The organism is Stutzerimonas sp. LR2, assembly GCF_055755175.1.
On record NZ_JBVTRR010000004.1, the window covers coordinates 56,170 to 74,612 of the forward strand.

15 protein-coding genes are annotated in these 18,443 nt (G+C 64.2%); 6 read left to right on the forward strand and 9 right to left on the reverse strand.

Going from position 1 to position 18,443, the window contains the following annotated elements:
• Nucleotides 1-9 precede the first annotated feature (9 nt).
• Nucleotides 10-1,785 carry a PQQ-dependent methanol/ethanol family dehydrogenase gene (locus tag ACVRRC_RS14780; RefSeq protein ID WP_013982914.1) on the forward strand — a complete coding sequence of 592 codons (1,776 nt, stop codon included), beginning with the start codon at nt 10-12 and terminating at the stop codon, nt 1,783-1,785.
• A gap of 101 nt (nt 1,786-1,886) precedes the next feature.
• Here ACVRRC_RS14780 and ACVRRC_RS14785 read toward each other — a convergent pair whose 3' ends face one another.
• Nucleotides 1,887-2,756 (reverse strand): helix-turn-helix domain-containing protein, encoded by an 870-nt coding sequence (locus ACVRRC_RS14785; RefSeq protein ID WP_125853418.1) that lies wholly within the window; start codon nt 2,754-2,756, stop codon nt 1,887-1,889.
• A gap of 333 nt (nt 2,757-3,089) precedes the next feature.
• Here ACVRRC_RS14785 and ACVRRC_RS14790 point away from each other — a divergent pair, with 333 nt between their 5' ends.
• Complete coding sequence (locus ACVRRC_RS14790) at nt 3,090-3,854, forward strand: SDR family NAD(P)-dependent oxidoreductase (protein ID WP_013982912.1); 765 nt, start codon at nt 3,090-3,092, stop codon at nt 3,852-3,854.
• 67 nt (nt 3,855-3,921) lie between these two features.
• On the opposite strand, the gene fabI is transcribed toward ACVRRC_RS14790, so the two are convergent.
• From fabI to ACVRRC_RS14820, 6 genes are read right to left on the reverse strand one after another with little or no spacing between them, the layout of a single operon-like run.
• Nucleotides 3,922-4,716 carry an enoyl-ACP reductase FabI gene (fabI, locus tag ACVRRC_RS14795; protein ID WP_011913388.1) on the reverse strand — a complete coding sequence of 265 codons (795 nt, stop codon included), beginning with the start codon at nt 4,714-4,716 and terminating at the stop codon, nt 3,922-3,924.
• The gene (locus tag ACVRRC_RS14800) at nt 4,697-6,358 is read right to left on the reverse strand and encodes an ABC transporter ATP-binding protein (protein ID WP_049339103.1); all 1,662 of its coding nucleotides are present in this window, start codon (nt 6,356-6,358) and stop codon (nt 4,697-4,699) included. The genes fabI and ACVRRC_RS14800 overlap by 20 nt, the downstream gene beginning before the upstream one ends.
• Before the next feature lies 1 nt (nt 6,359).
• Entirely contained in the window at nt 6,360-7,379 is a 1,020-nt protein-coding gene (locus ACVRRC_RS14805) for an ABC transporter permease (protein WP_011913386.1), read from the reverse strand.
• Between the two features lies 1 nt (nt 7,380).
• On the reverse strand, nt 7,381-8,454 hold the full coding sequence (locus ACVRRC_RS14810) for a microcin C ABC transporter permease YejB (RefSeq protein WP_011913385.1): 1,074 nt from the start codon (nt 8,452-8,454) through the stop codon (nt 7,381-7,383).
• Between the two features lie 2 nt (nt 8,455-8,456).
• Nucleotides 8,457-10,382, reverse strand: coding sequence for an extracellular solute-binding protein (locus ACVRRC_RS14815; protein ID WP_011913384.1), 1,926 nt, complete (start codon nt 10,380-10,382; stop codon nt 8,457-8,459).
• Nucleotides 10,379-12,208: an extracellular solute-binding protein gene (locus tag ACVRRC_RS14820; RefSeq protein WP_423566700.1), complete on the reverse strand. Its 1,830-nt coding sequence runs from the start codon at nt 12,206-12,208 to the stop codon at nt 10,379-10,381. Before ACVRRC_RS14820 ends, ACVRRC_RS14815 begins: the two co-directional genes overlap by 4 nt.
• A 139-nt stretch (nt 12,209-12,347) precedes the next feature.
• Here ACVRRC_RS14820 and ACVRRC_RS14825 point away from each other — a divergent pair, with 139 nt between their 5' ends.
• A complete protein-coding gene (locus ACVRRC_RS14825; protein ID WP_014596792.1) occupies nt 12,348-13,799 on the forward strand; it encodes an HDOD domain-containing protein in 1,452 nt (483 codons plus the stop codon).
• Nucleotides 13,800-13,804: 5 nt separating this feature from the next.
• Here ACVRRC_RS14825 and ACVRRC_RS14830 read toward each other — a convergent pair whose 3' ends face one another.
• Complete coding sequence (locus ACVRRC_RS14830; RefSeq protein WP_196304884.1) at nt 13,805-15,358, reverse strand: LysM peptidoglycan-binding domain-containing protein; 1,554 nt, start codon at nt 15,356-15,358, stop codon at nt 13,805-13,807.
• A 100-nt stretch (nt 15,359-15,458) separates the two neighbouring features.
• Nucleotides 15,459-16,238: a hydroxyacylglutathione hydrolase gene (gene gloB / locus ACVRRC_RS14835; protein WP_135265943.1), complete on the reverse strand. Its 780-nt coding sequence runs from the start codon at nt 16,236-16,238 to the stop codon at nt 15,459-15,461.
• A 161-nt stretch (nt 16,239-16,399) separates the two neighbouring features.
• Between gloB and ACVRRC_RS14840 the strand changes: the two genes are divergently transcribed.
• From ACVRRC_RS14840 to dnaQ, 3 genes are read left to right on the forward strand one after another with little or no spacing between them, the layout of a single operon-like run.
• A complete protein-coding gene (locus tag ACVRRC_RS14840) occupies nt 16,400-17,170 on the forward strand; it encodes a class I SAM-dependent methyltransferase (protein WP_013982905.1) in 771 nt (256 codons plus the stop codon).
• A gap of 34 nt (nt 17,171-17,204) precedes the next feature.
• A complete protein-coding gene (gene rnhA, locus ACVRRC_RS14845) occupies nt 17,205-17,660 on the forward strand; it encodes a ribonuclease HI (RefSeq protein WP_011913378.1) in 456 nt (151 codons plus the stop codon).
• 14 nt (nt 17,661-17,674) lie between these two features.
• On the forward strand, nt 17,675-18,400 hold the full coding sequence (gene dnaQ / locus ACVRRC_RS14850; RefSeq protein WP_011913377.1) for a DNA polymerase III subunit epsilon: 726 nt from the start codon (nt 17,675-17,677) through the stop codon (nt 18,398-18,400).
• The last annotated feature ends 43 nt before the right edge of the window (nt 18,401-18,443 follow it).

Here is an 18,443-nt window from a genome sequence, read left to right on the forward strand (position 1 = left end):
GTAGCCGCAATGAAGCACACCGGTCTTCGCAAGCCCTTCGCCGTGACGGCGCTATGCGCCGCGGTGGCGATGTCCAGCCTGCACGCCTGGGCCGTAACCGACCAGGAAATCCTCAACGACGCCAAGTCCACCGATCAGATCGTCACCAACGGCCTGGGCTTGCAGGGCCAGCGCTACAGCACCCTGGACGCGTTGAACACCAACAACATCAATCAGTTGCGACCGGTTTGGGGCTTCTCTCTGGGCGGTGAAAAGCAGCGCGGCCAGGAAGCACAGCCGCTGATCAAGGACGGCGTGATGTACATCACCGGCTCCTATTCGCGGGTGTATGCGCTCGATGCCCGCACCGGCAAGGAGCTGTGGCAGTACGATGCGCGCCTGCCGGACGGCATCATGCCGTGCTGTGACGTGATCAACCGCGGCGTGGCGCTGTACGACGATCTGGTGATCTTCGGCACCCTGGACGCCAAGCTGGTCGCACTGAACAAGGACACCGGCAAGGTGGTGTGGAAGAAGACCGTCGCCGACTACAAGGCCGGTTACTCGCTGACTGCCGCTCCGCTGGTGGTCAACGGCAAGCTCATCACCGGCGTTTCCGGTGGTGAATTCGGCGTGGTGGGCAAGATCGAGGCCTACAACGCGAAGAATGGCGAACTGCTGTGGACCCGTCCGACCGTGGAAGGTCACATGGGCTACGTGTGGAAGGATGGCAAGAAGGTCGAGGCCGGCATCTCGGGCGGCGAAGCGGGCAAGACCTGGCCCGGCGACCTGTGGAAGACCGGCGGCGCGGCGCCCTGGCTCGGCGGTTACTACGATCCGGACACCGACTCGCTGCTGTTCGGCACCGGCAACCCGGCGCCGTGGAACTCGCACCTGCGTCCCGGCGACAACCTGTATTCCTCCTCGCGCCTGGCGCTGGACCCGAACGACGGCTCGATCAAGTGGCACTTCCAGTCCACGCCGCATGACGGCTGGGACTTCGACGGTGTGAATGAGCTGATCTCCTTCGACTACCAGGAAGGCGGCAAGACCATCAAGGCTGCCGGTACTGCCGACCGCAACGGCTTCTTCTACGTGCTCGACCGCACCAACGGCAAGTTCATCCGCGGCTTCCCGTTCGTCGACAAGATCACCTGGGCCAAGGGCCTGGACAAGAACGGTCGGCCGATCTACGACGACGCCAACCGTCCGGGCAATCCGAACGAGGCCGACAAGGGCAAATCCGTGTTCGTCGCGCCGTCGTTCCTCGGTGGCAAGAACTGGATGCCCATGGCCTACAGCCAGGACACCGGGCTGTTCTACGTGCCGTCCAACGAGTGGGGCATGGACATCTGGAACGAGGGCGTCGCCTACAAGAAGGGCGCGGCTTACCTGGGTGCCGGCTTCACCATCAAGCCGCTCAACGAGGACTTCATCGGCGTGCTGCGCGCCATCGATCCGAAGACCGGCAAGGAAGTCTGGCGCTACAACAACTACGCGCCACTGTGGGGCGGCGTGCTGGCCACCAAGGGCAACCTGGTGTTCACCGGCAACCCGGAAGGCTACCTGATGGCGTTCGACGCCAAGACCGGCAAGAAAGTCTACGAGTTCAACACCGGTTCGGGCATCGTCGGTTCTCCGGTTACCTGGGAGATGGATGGCGAGCAGTACGTTTCCGTCCTGTCCGGCTGGGGTGGTGCGGTCCCTCTGTGGGGCGGTGAAGTCGCCAAGCGCATCAAGGAGTTCAACCAGGGCGGCATGGTCTGGACCTTCAAGCTGCCGAAGGATCTGGTCGCCAAGCGCTGATCGACGATCTGTAGGACGAGTCCGGCGAACGCCGGGCTCCGTGTACGAAACCCCGGTCATCACGGCCGGGGTTTCGTGTTGCTGCGCCTGCGGAATTTCTTTCAGCCCTGGCGATAGATGCTGGGCGTGACGCCCACCTCACGACGAAACACCTGGGAGAAATGGCTGGGGCTCGAGTAGCCCACCTCCAGCCCGATGTCGATGATGCTGCGCGGTGTTTCAAGCAGCAGCTGCCGCGCCCGCGCCATGCGCAGCCCGATGAAGTACTGCGACGGTGAAAGGCCGGTGGCCCGCTTGAACATCCGGCTGAAGTGGTACTCGCTCAGTTCGACGACCTGCGCCAGCGCTGCCAGGCTGAACTCCTCGGCCAGCCGTTCGTTCATTACCCCGATGACCTTGCGCAGCTTGTAGGCGGGCAGGGCATTGCTGCGGCGGATGCCGCCGTGCGGGTTGCGATAGTGGCGCAGCAGATGCACTGCCAGTGCCTGGGCCAGGCCACGGACGTACAGCGGGCTGGCTTGGGGCCGGTCGAGCAGTTCGCGACGCAGCTGATCCATCAACCAACGCACCGTCTCGTCCCGTGCACCGGAAACGTCCAGCAAGGCAACGCCGGTGCTCTGCGGCCCCAGCAGTTCACGCGCCGCCTGGTCGATGAGCGGCAGGCCGAGATACAGGTGCATCACCTCGAAGCGCTCGCCCTCCAGCGCTTGCCAGCGCATCTCATAGGGCTCGTCCGTGTCGGTCAGGAAGAAGTCGCCCGCACGGACGTTCACCGTGCTCCACTGGCCGCCCGGTGTGCGCTCCTCGACCTGCGCAGCACCGGCCAGCACCAGGACCAGCAACGGCTCCACCACCGCCGGCACGCCGATCGGTACTTCGACCGAACGGTGGCTGAACAGCTGCAGCACGACGTCCTGCGTCGGCATTGGCAGCTCGGTCAGCTGCGTTTCGGCGGGCAGGTAACGGCCCATGGCCTGGGCCGGGGCACGGCCGGAAGCAGGCAAGGGCGGGGCGTCGGTTGGCCGAGGCACGTGAAACTCCAGGACAAGACCGCAAGCGGCTGGGTCGTTAGCGTAGCGCAGCGGCCGCCCGGTGCCGCGGATCGAACACGGAGCGAACCGCGGGGCGGACTTCAGCCCACCATTGTGCGGTCCTGCGGTCCGCAGATGTCTAGATCCGGCTTTTGCGCGCAAGAGTCCGACAGCCAGAGCAAGCCAGCGAAAGTTCGGGGCGCAACGATGAGCAAGACTGAACCTGTCGATAACCAGGGCGCCCATGGCGCCATATATACCGGAGGAATCAGCATGAGCGATTCGAAGCATAGCGTCATCGCGGAGGTTGCAGGCAAGGTCGCGCTGGTCACTGGCGCTGCCAGTGGTATCGGCAAGGCGATCGCCTTGCTGCTGCACGAGCGAGGTGCCAAGGTCATTGCCGAAGACATCGACCCGGCGGTCGAGGAACTCGCTCGACCGGGGCTGGTGCCGCTTCAGGCCGACATCACCGAAGACGGGGCCGCGGAGCGGGCGGTGGGCCTGGTGGTCGAGCGCTTCGGCCGACTCGACATCCTGGTCAACAATGCCGGCATCATCATCAACAAGCTGGTGGTGGACATGACCCGCGAGGACTGGGAGCGCATCCAGGCGGTCAATGCCACTGCGGCTTTCCTGCATTGCCGCGAAGCGGTCAAGGCAATGATGCCCAACCGCTCGGGGGCGATCGTCAATATCGCCTCCTATGCGTCGTACTTCGCCTTTCCGACCATCGCCGCCTATACGGCTTCGAAGGGGGCGCTGGCACAGCTGACCCGCACGCTGGCACTGGAGGCGATCGAGCATGGCATTCGGGTAAACGCCATCGGCGTCGGCGATGTGGTGACCAACATTCTCAACGATGTGGTCGAGGACGGGCCGGGCTTTCTCGCCCAGCATGGCGAAGCCGCGCCCATCGGCCGCGCGGCGCAGCCGGAGGAGATTGCCGAGGTCGTTGCGTTCCTGGCCTCGGAGCGAGCCAGTTTCATGGTCGGCTCAGTGGTCATGGCCGATGGCGGCATGACGGTCACGGCCGGCTGATGCCGCCCTAGAAACACGAACCCCGCCAGTAGGCGGGGTTCGGTGCTTTACGTAGGCGGGCGCAGGATCAGTCTTCCAGCGAGCCCATGGCGGTGGTGTTGAAGCCGCCGTCGACGTAAAGGATCTCACCGCTGATGCCGGACGCCAGGTCCGAGCAGAGGAAGGCACCGGCGTTGCCGACTTCCTCGATGGTGACGTTGCGGCGCAGCGGGGTCTGCTTCTCGTTGGCGGCGAGCATCTTGCGGAAGCTGGCGATGCCGGAAGCTGCCAGGGTGCGGATCGGGCCGGCGGAGATGCAGTTGACGCGGGTGCCTTCCGGGCCAAGGCTGCCAGCCAGGTAGCGTACACCGGCTTCCAGGCTGGCCTTGGCCATGCCCATCACATTGTAGTTCGGCATGGTGCGCTCGGCGCCCAGGTACGAGAGCGTGAGCAGGCTGCCGTTGCGGCCCTTCATCATCTCGCGACCGGCCTTGGCCAGGGCGACGAAGCTGTAGGCGCTGATGTCGTGGGCGATCTTGAAGCCTTCGCGGGTGGTGACTTCGGTGAAGTCGCCGTTCAGCTGGTCGCCCGGGGCGAAGCCGACCGAGTGAACGATGCAGTCCAGGCCGTCCCACTTCTTGCCCAGCTCCTCGAACACGCGGGCGATGTCTTCGTCATTGGCGACGTCGCAGGGGAAGCACAGCTCCGGGCTCGAGCCCCAGCCGGCGGCGAATTCCTCGACGCGGCCCTTGAGCTTGTCGTTCTGGTAGGTGAAAGCCAGTTCTGCACCTTCGCGATGCATGGCGGCGGCGATGCCCGAGGCAATCGACAGTTTGCTGGCAACGCCGACGATCAGTACGCGCTTACCGGTGAGAAAACCCATGTGCTTGTCCCTCTTCTGGTTGTTCGGCAGCGCCGGGCGCCATGAAGGCGGATTCCAGCAGCTGCTGTGTATACGGATGTTGCGGTGCCGCGAATATCTCGGCAGCCGCCCCCTGTTCCACCACCTGGCCCTGCTTGACCACCATCATCTGGTGGCTCAGCGCCCTGACCACCGCCAGGTCATGGCTGATGAACAGGTAGGTCAGGTTGTACTTGGCCTGCAACGAGCGCAGGAGCTCCACCACCTGACGCTGTACCGTGCGATCGAGCGCCGAGGTCGGCTCGTCGAGCAGTATCAGCGCCGGCTTCAACACCAGAGCCCGGGCAATGGCAATGCGTTGCCGTTGCCCGCCGGAAAACTCGTGGGGGTAGCGATGCCGGGTTTCCGGATCGAGACCAACCTCCACGAGCGCGTCAATGATTGCCTGTTCCTGCTCCTGCGCATTACCCATGTGGTGAATGCGCAGCCCTTCGCCGATGATCTGCCCGACCGACATCCGCGGACTCAGGCTGCCGTAGGGGTCCTGGAAGACCACCTGCATCTGCCGGCGCAACGGCCGCACGGCGCGCTGCGACATGCCCTGCAGCGGCTGACCCTGGAAGCGGATCTCGCCGCGACTGGCCAACAGACGAAGGATAGCCAACCCCAGGGTCGACTTGCCCGAGCCGCTTTCGCCGACGATCCCCAGCGTCTGCCCCCGGGGCAGGCTGAAGTTCACGCCGTCGACCGCCTTGATGTGATCGACGGTACGCCGCAGCAGGCCCTTCTTGATCGGGAACCAGACGCGCAGATCCTCGACCTCCAGCAGCGGTGCCGCCTGCTCGACCTCCACCGGCCCACCGCTGGGCTCGGCCGCGAGCAGTTCCTGGGTGTACGGATGCTTGGGCGAACGGAACAGTTCTTCACACAACGCCTGTTCGACGACACGACCGCGCTGCATGACACATACGCGATGGGCGACCCGCCGAACCAGGTTGAGATCGTGGCTGATCAGCAGCAACGCCATGCCCAGCCGCGCCTGCAGTTCCTTGAGCAGTTCGAGGATCTTCAGCTGCACGGTAACGTCCAGCGCCGTGGTCGGTTCATCGGCGATCAGCAGCTCCGGCTCGTTGGCCAGGGCCATGGCGATCATCACGCGCTGGCGCTGGCCGCCGGACAGTTCGTGCGGGTAGGCGCGGATGCGCTTGCGCGGCTCCGGTATGCCCACCAGCTCGAGCAATTCCAGCGTGCGGGCACTGGCGGCCTTGCCGCGCAGGCCCTTGTGGATTTCCAGTACCTCGTTGATCTGCTTGCCCACCGTGTGCAGCGGGTTGAGCGAGGTCATGGGCTCCTGGAAGACCATGGCGATACGGTTGCCACGGATCTTGCGCATGGCTTTTTCGTCCGCCTTGATCAGGTCCTGCCCGTGGAAATGAATCTCTCCCTGGGGGTGGCGGGCCAGCGGGTAGGGCAGCAGGCGCAGGATGGAATGTGCGGTGACCGACTTGCCCGAGCCGCTTTCGCCCACCAGCGCCAGGGTTTCGCCCTTGCGGATGTCGAAGGACACGCCCTCTACCACGCGCTGGACCTGATCGCCGGTGACGAACTCGACGGCAAGGTCGCGGACCTCGACCAGGTTCTCGCCAATCGAAACTTCGGACATCTTATTTCCTTGGGTCGAAGGCATCGCGCGCCGCCTCCCCGATGAAAACCAGCAGGGTCAGCATTATCGCCAGCACCATGAAGGCGCTGATGCCGAGCCAGGGCGCCTGCAGGTTGGCCTTGCCCTGGGCGACCAGCTCGCCCAGCGACGGCGAGCCTGCCGGCAGGCCGAAACCGAGGAAGTCCAGGGCGGTGAGGGTGCCGATGGCCCCGGTGAGAATGAATGGCATGAAGGTCATGGTGGAGACCATGGCGTTGGGCAGGATGTGGCGGAACATGATCGCGCCGTTCTGCATGCCCAGCGCGCGAGCGGCGCGCACGTACTCCAGGTTGCGTCCGCGCAGGAATTCGGCACGCACCACATCCACCAGGCTCATCCAGGAGAACAGCAGCATGATGCCCAGCAGCCACCAGAAGTTGGGCTGCACGAAGCTGGCCAGAATGATCAGCAGGTAGAGCACCGGCAGGCCCGACCAGATCTCCAGCAGGCGCTGCCCGACCAGGTCCACCCAACCACCATAGAAGCCCTGCAGCGCGCCGGCGATCACGCCGATCACGGAGCTGATCAGGGTCAGTGTGATGGCGAACAGCACCGAGATGCGAAAGCCGTAGATGACCCGTGCCAGCACGTCGCGGCCCTGGTCGTCGGTGCCCAGCCAGTTTTCCAGCGAAGGCGGGGCCGGCGCCGGCACCTGCAGCTCGTAATTGATGCTCGAATAATTGAAGGGGATGACCGGCCAGATCATCCACCCATCCTTCTCGGCGATCAGCTCCTGGATGTATGGGCTCTTGTAATTGGCCTGCAGCGGGAACTCGCCACCGAACGCCGTTTCCGGGTAGCGCTTGAACACCGGGAAAAACCATTCACCGTCGTAGCGCACCACGATCGGCTTGTCGTTGGCGATGATCTCCGCGCCGAGGCTGAGCACGAACAGCGCGAGGAAAATCCACAGCGACCACCAGCCACGCTTGTGTGCCTTGAACAGTGCCAGCCTGCGCTGATTGAGGGGGGACAACTGCATTTCAGGCCTCCCTGCTTTCGAAGTCGATGCGTGGGTCGACCAGCGTATAGGTCAGGTCGCCGATCAGTTTCACCACCAGGCCGAGCAGGGTGAAGAGGAAGAGGGTGCCGAACACCACTGGATAGTCGCGGTTGATCGCCGCCTCGAAACTGAGCAGGCCGAGCCCGTCGAGGGAGAAGATCACCTCGATCAGCAGTGAACCGGTGAAGAACATGCCGATGAAGGCGGCCGGGAAGCCGGCGATGATGATCAGCATGGCGTTGCGGAACACGTGACCGTAGAGCACGCGATTCTTGCTCAAGCCCTTCGCCCGTGCCGTGATCACGTACTGCTTGTTGATCTCGTCGAGGAAGCTGTTCTTGGTCAGCAGCGTCAGGGTGGCGAAGTTGCCGATCACCAGGGCGGTGACGGGCAGGGCCAGGTGCCAGAAATAGTCGATGATCTTGCCGCCCAGCGTCAGGTCGTCGAAGTTGGCCGAGGTCAGGCCGCGCAGGGGGAACCAGTTCCAGTAGCTGCCGCCGGCGAACAGCACGATCAGCAGAATGGCGAACAGAAACGCCGGAATGGCGTAACCGACGATGATCGCCGAGCTGGTCCAGACGTCGAACTTGCTGCCGTGGCGCGTGGCCTTGGCGATCCCCAGCGGAATCGAGGCCAGGTACATGATCAGCGTGCTCCACAGCCCCAGCGAGATGGAGACGGGCATCTTCTCGATGATCAGGTCTGTGACCTTGGCGTCGCGGAAGAAGCTCTCGCCGAAGTCCAGCCGCAGGTAGTTGCTGAGCATGATCCAGAAGCGCTCGGCCGGCGGTTTGTCGAAGCCGTAGAGTCGCTCGATCTCGGCGATCAGCTCGGGGTCCAGGCCCTGCGCGCCGCGATAGCTGGTGCCGCCCACCGCGACTTCCGAGCCGCCACCGGCGATACGGCTGGTGGCGCCCTCGAAGCCCTCCAGCTTGGCGATCGCCTGCTCCACCGGACCGCCGGGCGCTGCCTGGATGATGATGAAGTTGATCAACAGGATGCCGAACAGCGTCGGAATGATCAGCAGCAGTCGGCGAATGATATAGGCCAGCATGCTTAGCGCTCCGCCTCGGCGTCGGTAGCAGAGTCGTCAGCGGCATCGTCAGCTGCCGGTTCCGCCGAAGGTGCCGGGGCGCCGGCCTGCTCGGCCTTCTTCGCTTCCGCCGGGTCGGCTACTGGCGCCTGGGCGTCGGGCTTGCGCCACCAGGTCATCAGACCGATGTCCTGCTGCGGCGTGACCTGCGGATGCGCCAGGTGGTTCCAGTAGGCCACGCGCCAGGTCTTGATGTGCCAGTTCGGGACCACGTAGTGACCCCAGAGCAGCACCCGGTCGAGCGCCCGGGTGTGGGCGACCAGTTCCTTGCGCGAGTCGGCGCCGATCAGCCCTTCGACCAGCACGTCGATGGCCGGGTCCTTCAGGCCGATGAAGTTGCGGCTACCGGGATTGTCCGCGCTCGCCGAGTGCCAGTACTCACGCTGTTCGTTGCCAGGGGAGTTGGACTGGCCGAAGCCGCTGACGATCATGTCGTAATCGCGTGAGCGCAGCCGGTTGATGTATTGCGAGACGTCGACCCGACGGATCTCCAGTTCGATGCCCAGGTCCGCCAGGTTGCGCTTGTAGGGGAGCAACACGCGCTCGAATTCGGCCTGCACCAGCAGGAACTCCAGTTTCACCGGCTTGCCCTGGGCGTCCAACATCTGGTCGTTCTCGACTTTCCAGCCAGCCTCGGTCAACAGCCGATAGGCCTGGCGCTGCTGCTCGCGGATCACGCCGTTGCCCGGGGTTTGTGGCAGTTCGAAAGCCTTGTCGAATACCTCGTCCGGCACCTTGCCGCGCAGCGGTTCGAGGATCTTGAGCTCGTCCTCGCTCGGCAACCCGGAGGAGGCCAGCTCGGAATTGTCGAAGTAGCTGCGAGTGCGGGTGTAGGCACCGTTGAACAGCTGGCGATTGGTCCATTCGTAGTCGAACAGCAGGCCCAGGGCTTCACGGACGCGACGATCCTGCAGGTGCGGGCGGCGGATGTTGAAGATGAAGCCCTGCATGCCGGTCGGGTTGTAGTTGCGGATTTCGTCCTTGACGATGCGGCCGTCGCGGACCGCGGCGATGTCGTAGGCGGTGGCCCAGTTCTTCGCACTGGTTTCGAACCAGTAGTCGAAATGCCCGGCCTTGAAGGCCTGCAGCGCGACGGTGTTGTCCCGGTAGTAGTCGAAGTTGACGTGATCGAAGTTGTAGAACCCGCGATTCACCGGCAGGTCCTTGCCCCAGTAATCCTCGACTCGGGCATAGCGGATCGAGCGCCCGGCCTGGACCTTCTCGACGCGGTACGGGCCGCTGCCCAGCGGGATTTCCAGGCTGCCCGAGGTGAATTCGCGCCCCTCCCACCAGTGCTTCGGCAGCACCGGCAGCTGGCCCAGGATCATCGGCAGCTCGCGGTTGCCGGCGTGCTTGAAGTCGAAGCGAACCCGTCGCGGGCTCTCGGCCACCACCTTCTCCACATCGGCGTAATAGCCGCGGTAGTGCGGGGCGCCCTTGCTCATCAGCGTCTCGAAGGTGAACACCACGTCATCGGCGGTTACCGGCTCGCCATCGTGGAAGCGAGCCTGCGGGCGCAGGTGGAAGCGCACCCAGCTGTTGTTCGGGCCTTTCTCGATCTTTTCCGCCAGCAGGCCGTAGACAGTGAACGGCTCGTCCAGGCTGTTGGTGGTCAGTGTGTCGTAGATCAGGCCGATGTCATCGGCGGCGACGCCCTTGTTGATGAAGGGGTTGAGCGAGTCGAAGCTGCCGAAACCGGCCTGGCGCAGCGTGCCGCCCTTGGGGGCCTCGGGATTGACGTACTCGAAGTGCTGGAAATTGGCCGGGTACTTGGGCTTCTCGTCATACAGCGTCAGGGCATGGCGGGGGGCGGCCTCGGCCAGGGTTGCCATGCAGAGCAGACTCAGCAGGCCGGCGCGAAACAGCGAATGGCGCACGCGATTGTTCATTTGCTCTTCTCCAGGCTCTTCAGCCACCAGGCGCGCAGACCCAGCGTGTAGGGCGGCGTGGTGACGTGGGCGAACCGATTTCGGTACGCCAGGCGATGGTTACTGATGAACCAGTTCGGAATGGTGTAGTGGTTCCACAGCAGCACCCGGTCGATGGCGCGGGCGGCTGCGACCTGCTCGTCGCGGGTCTGCGCGGCGAGCAGCTTGCCGATCAGGTCGTCGACGATGGGGTTGGCGACGCCGGCATAGTTGCGTCCACCCTTGACGTCCACCTGGCTGGAATGGAAGTACAGGTGCTGCTCGATCCCGGGGCTCAGGCTCTGCACCAGCGTCATCAGGATCATGTCGTAATCGTAGTGGTCCAGCCGCTGCTTGTACTGCGCGCCGTCAACGGTGCGCAGGTTGGCCTGGATGCCGATGCGCGCGAGATTCTCCACATAAGGCTGGAGAATGCGCTCCAGCCGCGGATTGACCAGCAGTATCTCGAACCGCAGCGGTTGCCCGGCGCTGTTCAACAGGCCGGCATCGGAGGGTTTCCAGCCCGCTTCGGCGAGCAGGCCCAGGGCACGGCGCAAGGTATCCCGCGGGATGCCGCGGCCATCGGTTTGCGGCAGTTGGAACGGCTCGCTGAACAGCTTGGCCGGAAGCTGCTTGCGATAGGGTGAAAGCAGCAGCCACTCACCGCCTTCGGGCTTGCCGGTGGCGCTGAACTCGCTGTTGGGGTAGTAGCTTTCGCTGCGGCGATAGGCGCCATAGAACAGTGCGCGGTTGGTCCACTCGAAATCGAACATCAGGCCGAGGGCCTCGCGCACGCGCTGGTCGGCGAACGTCGCGCGGCGCCCGTTCATGAACAGCGCCTGGGTTTGGGTCGGAATCTGATGCGGAATCTCCGCGCGGATGATGTCGCCCCGCAGCATGGCCGGGAATTGATAGCCGTTGGCCCAGTTCTTGGCCTGGTGCTCGATGTAGAAGTCGAATTCACCGACCTTGAACGCTTCGAACGCCACCACGTTGTCGCGGTAGAACTCGACCTCGACGCGGTTGAAGTTGTACTTGCCCTGGTTGACTGGCAGCTTCGCCCCCCACCAGTCGCGCACGCGTTCGAACACCACCTGGCGCCCGGGTTGCACCTGCGTGATGCGGTAGGGACCGCTGCCCAGCGGCGGCTCGAAGGTGGTGGCCTTGAAGTCGCGATTCTTCCAGTAGTGCTGCGGCAGCACCGGGAGTTCGCCGAGGCGCATGATGAGCAGCGGATTGTTCGGCTGCTCGAAGACGAAGCGGATGCGGTGGCGGTTGAGGATGTCGACGCGCTTCACGCCCTGCAGGTTGGTGCGGTACTGCGGGTGGCCGTCCTTGATCAGGAGGCGGTAGGAGAAGGCGACGTCGTATGCGGTGATGGGCTTGCCGTCATGGAAGCGGGCTTCCTTGCGCAGGTTGAATACCACCCAGCTGTTGTTGTCGCTGTACTCCACCGATTCGGCAATCAGTCCATAACTGGACGCGGGTTCGTCGCCGGATGGGTCGTACAGTCCGGTGCCGACCATCAGCGGTTCGTTCAGCTCGCTGATGCCGTACTGCAGGAAACCGGGCGAGCCGCTCGGGCTGGTGCCTTTGAAGGTGTAGGGGTTGAGCGTGTCGAAGGTGCCTGACGCCATCAGCTTGATCCGGCCGCCCTTGGGCGCGCGCGGGTTCACCCAGTCGAAATGGGTAAAGGAGGCTGGGTACTTAAGAGTGCCGAACTGCGCATAACCATGGCTTTCGCTGATGGTGGCGAGGGCGGGAAAGCTCAAGGCCAGACAGGTCAGTAACAGTAGCAGGGCTCGCATCAGACGGGGGATCCGATCCTTGGCGCTTACGGGCTTCTCGGGCCGGTACAGTAACAGCTTGTATGCGCTGGAAAAAGGCCGGTCACCTCGGGCAAACTGCCGTCCATTTCCCGTAATGGCATTGTGGAGAGGTGACCTCTTGGATGTACGTGCCCAGGGTGTGCAGGCGTGGATCGAGCGCCTCAATCAATCGGAGCTGCCCGCGCTGGCATCCGTGGTGAAGGATCTGCAACGCCTGGCCGAGCACGAGCATGCATCGGTCCAGCAGCTTGCCGATGTGCTGCTGCGCGATGCTTCGCTGACCTCCAAGGTGCTGCGGGTCGGCAACAGCAGCTATTACAACCCCTCCCAGGAAACCATCAAGACCATATCCCGAGCCATCGTGATGATCGGCTTCGAGAACGTGCGTCTGATCAGCCTGTCGGTAACGCTGATCGACAGCCTACTTGCGCGTGCGCCGCGCGAGCAGCTGCTGGAACTGCTTGCGCGCTCGTTCCATGCCGCGGTGCAGGCACGCAATATCGCCGGCTACGTGCTGTCGCGGCATGAGGAAGAGGTCTTCATCGCGGCGCTGCTCTATAACGTCGGTGAACTGGCGTTCTGGGGCTGCGGCGGCGAGCAGGTCGAGGAGCTCGCGCAGCTGCTAACGCAACCCGGTATCAAGGCTGACGAGGCGGTGCAGCAGGTGCTGGGCACCAGCTTCCGCCAGCTCAGCCTGGGGTTGGTCAGGAGCTGGAACCTCGGAGAGCTGACCAGCCTCGCGCACAGCCAGGCAGCGGGGAGCGATCCCGCCGCCCGCGCGGTCGCGCTGGGCGTGCAGATCAGCGAAGCCGCGCTGGGTGGATGGGAGTGCGAGCGGATGACCGCCTTGACCAAGGCGGTCGCCGACTTTACCGGCGTGGACGAAAACGACGCGTTGCAGCAGATCCTCGCCAGCGCCGATGAGACGGTGCGGGTGGCTGCCACCTTTGGCGCCAGTCGTCTGGGCAAATTGATCCCGAGCACCGATCCCGAGCAGATTCGCCTGCAGCAGGCCCAGCGTCAGGCAGCCCTGCTGCAGCCGGACCTGCTGCTGATGCAGCAGTCATTGCAGGACCTGGGGCTGATGGTGAACGGCAGCGGCGACGCCAGCTTGATCCTGGACACCCTGCTGCAGGGCCTGCATCGCGGCGTTGGGCTGGAGCGAGTGATGGTGGCGGTGCTGGCCGACCAGCAGAGCCGTTTCAAGGTTCGCTGTGCGATCGGCGAGGGAACCGCGGACTGGCTCCAGGGCTTCGTTCTGCCGGCCGATCAGCCCGAGCAGCCACACGTGTTCAGCTACGCGTTGCGCCATCGGCAGTCGCTGTGGATGGGGGTTCCGGCAAGCTACAACCTGGCGGACCTGGTGACGCAGCCGCTACGACAGCGGCTGGGCAGCGGAATGTTCTTCATTGCGCCGTTGATGGCCGGCACGCGTGAGATCGGTGTGCTGTATGGTGATTGCAGGCTGTCCGGTCGGGCGCTCAAGCACGAGCAGTTCGTTGCGTTCCAGCGCTTCACCCAGCTGACCGGACGCTGCCTGGAGTCACTGGGCAAGCGCCCTGGCGGCTGAATCCTTCAGTTGGGGAGATACAGCGTCAGCAGTTGGCCAGGGCGCAGCACGTCGGCGCCCTTGTTCCAGGTCTTGAGGTTGGTCAACTGGACGTTGAAACGCTTGGCGATCTGGTACAGCGAATCGCCTTTCTGCACCTTGTAATAGGTAGGGGCATTGCCTTTCTTTTGCGCAACGCTTGCTGCCGGACCCTGCAGGAACAGCGCCTGGCCGACCTTGAGCTGGCTGCCGGACAGCTTGTTCCAGCGCTGCAGGTCCCGAACCGATACGCGCTGGGCCTTTGCGATGTCCCACAGGTTGTCGCCGGGCTTCACCCTATAGCTACGCGGAGTCGCGGCCGGCTGACGTGCAACAGCATGCAACAGCTCGCGCGACGCCTGGGCATCGCCACTGGTGGGAATGCTGAGTACCTGACCGACGCGCAGCGAGTCGCTCTTGAGCCGATTGACGTCGCGAATGATATTGACGGTGAGGTGGTGACGGTTGGCGATCGTCCCCAGCGTATCGCCGGCGCGAACCTGATACTGCTGCCAGTCGACCAGCTCCTGGGGCTTCATCAGGGCGAGGTTGGCCGCCAGCATCTCGGCTTTCTCCATGGGTACGAGCAGCTGCTGCGGGCCGTCCAGGGTGATCCGCCGGGTGAACGCCGGGTTCAGCTGGTAGAGCTCGTCCTCGTCTAGGTCGGCGAGTTTGGCGACGCGTGCCAGGTCCATGCGCTGCTTGAGTGCGATGACTTCGAAATAGGGTTCGTTGGCGATCGGGCTGAGATTGATGCCATAGGCTTCCGGTGCCTGGATCAGTTGCGACAGCGCCAGCAGCTTGGGCACATAGTCGCGGGTTTCCTGCGGCAGCGGCAGGTTCCAGTAATCGGTGGGCAGGCCCAGCTTCTGGTTGCGCTCGATGGCGCGGCTGACGGTGCCTTCGCCTGCGTTGTAGGCCGCCAGTGCCAGCAGCCAGTCACCGTTGAACAGCCCGTGCAGATAGCTCAGATAGCGCAAGGCCGCATTGGTCGAGGCGGTGATGTCGCGGCGGCCGTCGTACCAGCTGGTCTGGCGCAGGTTGAAGTGCCGGCCGGTGGATGGAATGAACTGCCAGAGCCCGACCGCGTGCGCCGGCGAGTAGGCGAAGGGGTCATAGGAGCTTTCGATGATCGGAAGCAACGCGAGCTCCAGCGGCATGTCGCGCTCTTCGAGCCGCTCGACGATGTAATGGATGAAGGGGCTGCCGCGCTCGCTGGCGATCTCTATGGATCGGGGGCGGCTGGAGAAGAAGAGACGCTGCTGTTCGATGCGGGGGTTGCTGTCCAGATGCTCCTGCAGCTTGTAGCCGTCGCGGATTCGCTCCCAGATATCCTGGTGCTCGACCTCGGTGGTGGTGTCGCTCAGCCAGATCGGCTCCTGTGCCGCAGGCACCACTGCGCGCCTTGTCTGTTCGAGAGCATCGTCACGCACGGCGTTGCTCTGACAGCCCGCTAGGGCTACGCAAATGGCGAGGGCCAACGCACGACCAGAGGCTGCCAAGGCGTCCGTTTCGTGGCGTTTCTTGGGAGCTGGCGGCATTGGCTGGAATCTTCCCCGGAAACAAAATTCGGGGGATTCTAGGAATGCACCCAGGTGGGGTCAAGTTTGCAGGCCCCGTTTCGGGAACCTGTCGACCTTGTCAGAAACGATCCTTCCAGGCACGCAAAGCCGCGAAAACCGCGACGTTGGTCGCCAGCGGACTGCTGCAATGCTGGCTCGCCGCCTGCCGTACCGCTTCGACCTCGCTGCGCAGGAACGGGTTGGTCTTGCGCTCGATGTCCAGTCGGCTGGGCAGGCTGAATCGACCCGCCTCGCGCAGCTGGGTTACTTCGCCGATGCGCGCGGCGATGTCCGCGTTGTGTGGCTCAACCGCCTGGGCGAAACGCAGATTGCTCAGCGTGTACTCATGCGTGCAATAGACCAGTGTGTGGTCGGGGACGCTGGCCAGGCGGGTGAGCGACTCGAACATCTGCTCGGGCGCGCCTTCGAAAAGGCGTCCACAACCGGCTGCGAACAGCGTGTCGCCACTGAGCAGCCATGGCTGGTCTGGGTCAGCGTGAAAGTAGGCGATGTGTCCGAGCGTGTGCCCTGGGACGGCGATGATCTGCAGGCGCTTGCCGAGCACCTCGATCCGTTGGCCGTCGCTCAGCGCCTCGTCACGCGCGGGGATCTTCTCGGCGGCTGGCCCGTAGACGCGGGCGCCGGTCTGTGCCTTGAGCCGCTCGACGCCACCGACATGGTCGTGATGGTGGTGCGTCACCAGAATGTCGCTCAGCTGCCAGCCGGGATGTGCCGACAGCCAGTCCAGCACGGGCGCTGCGTCACCGGGATCGACCGCCACGCAACGCCGGGCAGCGTCGTCCTGGAGCAGCCAGATATAGTTGTCGGTGAAGGCGGGCAGGGCTTCGATCTTGAACATGGATGGGTCGCCAAGCGGATCACAAAGGCGCATCCTAGGGGCTGTTCCCGCCAGGCTGCAACCCGCGCCGGAAACGGGAGCGGGCTCTGGCAGTCCCATGGAAGCGTTGAGCCTGATCGAACCCAGCGCCCTGCGAATCCGCGGGCGAACGGAGCCGAGCGATGAACGAGCGACCGTCCAACCACGCCAGCGACCATTGGCTGTCCATGATCAGCCAGGCGTCCGACTGGTTCGCCGGCCCCTTGGGCCAGCAGCTGCTTGCGCAGGAGAAGCAGATCCTGACCGATGAGCTGGCCCGATGCTTCGGCAGCTATCTGGTGCACAACGGGCCGTTCGCCGGGGAGCCGGTGCAGCCGCAGAACATCAAGCGGAGCGTTCGCCTTGGTGCGCCTCTGCCGGGCGTGGAAATCCACTGCGAGGAACAGGCCTGGCCGCTTGGCGAGCATGCCGCCGACGTGGTCGTGCTGCAGCACGCGCTGGATTTCAGCCTCTCGCCACACGGCCTGCTGCGCGAAGCGGCACGCGGTGTGCGCCCCGGCGGGCATCTGTTGATCGTCGGCATCAATCCCTGGAGCGCCTGGGGGCTGCGCCATCTGGTGTCGCGGGAGGGCTTTCGACAGGCCCGTTGCATCCGTCCGTCGCGGGTCGGCGACTGGCTGAATCTGCTGGGATTCGCGCTGGAGAAACGCCGCTTCGGATGCTATTGTCCGCCGCTTTCTTCGAGCGACTGGCAGGCGCGATTGTCGCGTCTGGAGTCCATTGGGCAGCAGCTGCAGGCGCCGACCGGAGGCTTCTACCTGTTGGTGGCGCGCAAGCTGATGATCGGTCTGCGGCCGTTGCGCCAGGAGCGTCGCGAGCGGATGGGCAAGCTGCTGCCGATGCCGGTAGCCAAGATCAGCCGCCGCGATGCCGAGCACCACCGGTTGCCGTGAAGGCCGTCGCCGTCAAAACGAGTAAGCAATCCACATGAGCGACGATTGGGTCGAGATTTATACCGATGGCGCCTGCAAGGGCAATCCTGGTCCCGGTGGCTGGGGAGCGCTGCTTATATATAAGGGCGTAAAGCGCGAGCTCTGGGGCGGCGAGCCGGACACCACCAACAATCGCATGGAGCTCATGGCCGCCATTCGCGCGCTCGCCGAGCTGAAACGTCCATGCAAGGTGCGGCTGGTGACGGATTCGCAATACGTCATGCAGGGTATCAACGACTGGATGCCGAACTGGAAGAAGCGCGGCTGGAAGACGGCGAGCAAGCAGCCGGTGAAGAATGCCGACCTCTGGCAGCAGCTCGACGAGCAGGTCAATCGTCACGAAGTGAGCTGGCAGTGGGTCCGCGGACATACCGGGCACCCAGGCAACGAGCAGGCCGACCTGCTGGCCAACCGTGGCGTGGTTCAGGCCAAACGACAACCCATTGTGTAAGTGAGCGAAACGACATGCGCAGCGTAGTACTCGATACCGAAACCACGGGTATGCCAGTCACCGATGGCCACCGGATCATCGAGATCGGTTGTGTCGAGGTCATCGGTCGCCGCCTGACCGGGCGTCACTACCATGTCTATCTGCAGCCCGATCGTGAGGTTGATGAAGGGGCGATCGCGGTTCACGGCATCACCAATGAATTCCTCGTCGACAAGCCGCGTTTTCGTGATATTGCCGACGAGTTTTTCGAGTTCATCAAGGACGCGCAGCTGGTCATCCACAATGCGGCGTTCGACCTTGGCTTCATCAACAACGAGTTCGCCCTGCTGGGCCAGCAGGATCGTGCCGAAATCACCGACCACTGCACGGTGCTCGATACGCTGCTGATGGCGCGTGAGCGTCACCCGGGGCAGCGCAACAGCCTCGACGCCCTTTGCAAGCGCTACGGTGTGGACAACTCCGGGCGCGACCTGCACGGCGCATTGCTCGACGCCGAGATTCTCGCCGATGTCTGGCTGACCATGACCGGTGGGCAGACGAATCTGTCCCTGGCCGGCGATGGCGAAAGCTCCGATGGCGGGCGACCGCAGCCCAGCCCGATCCGCCGCCTGCCGGCTGATCGGCCGCGCACCGCCGTGCTGCGCGCCAGCGATGAGGAACTGGCTGCGCACATGGCGCGCATGGCGGCAATCGAGAAGGCCGCCGGTGCCGCGCCGCTGTGGATGCAGCTGGAAGGCTGATCGTCTTCACGCGGCATCCGTCCGGTTCCTAATGCGCTGTTCC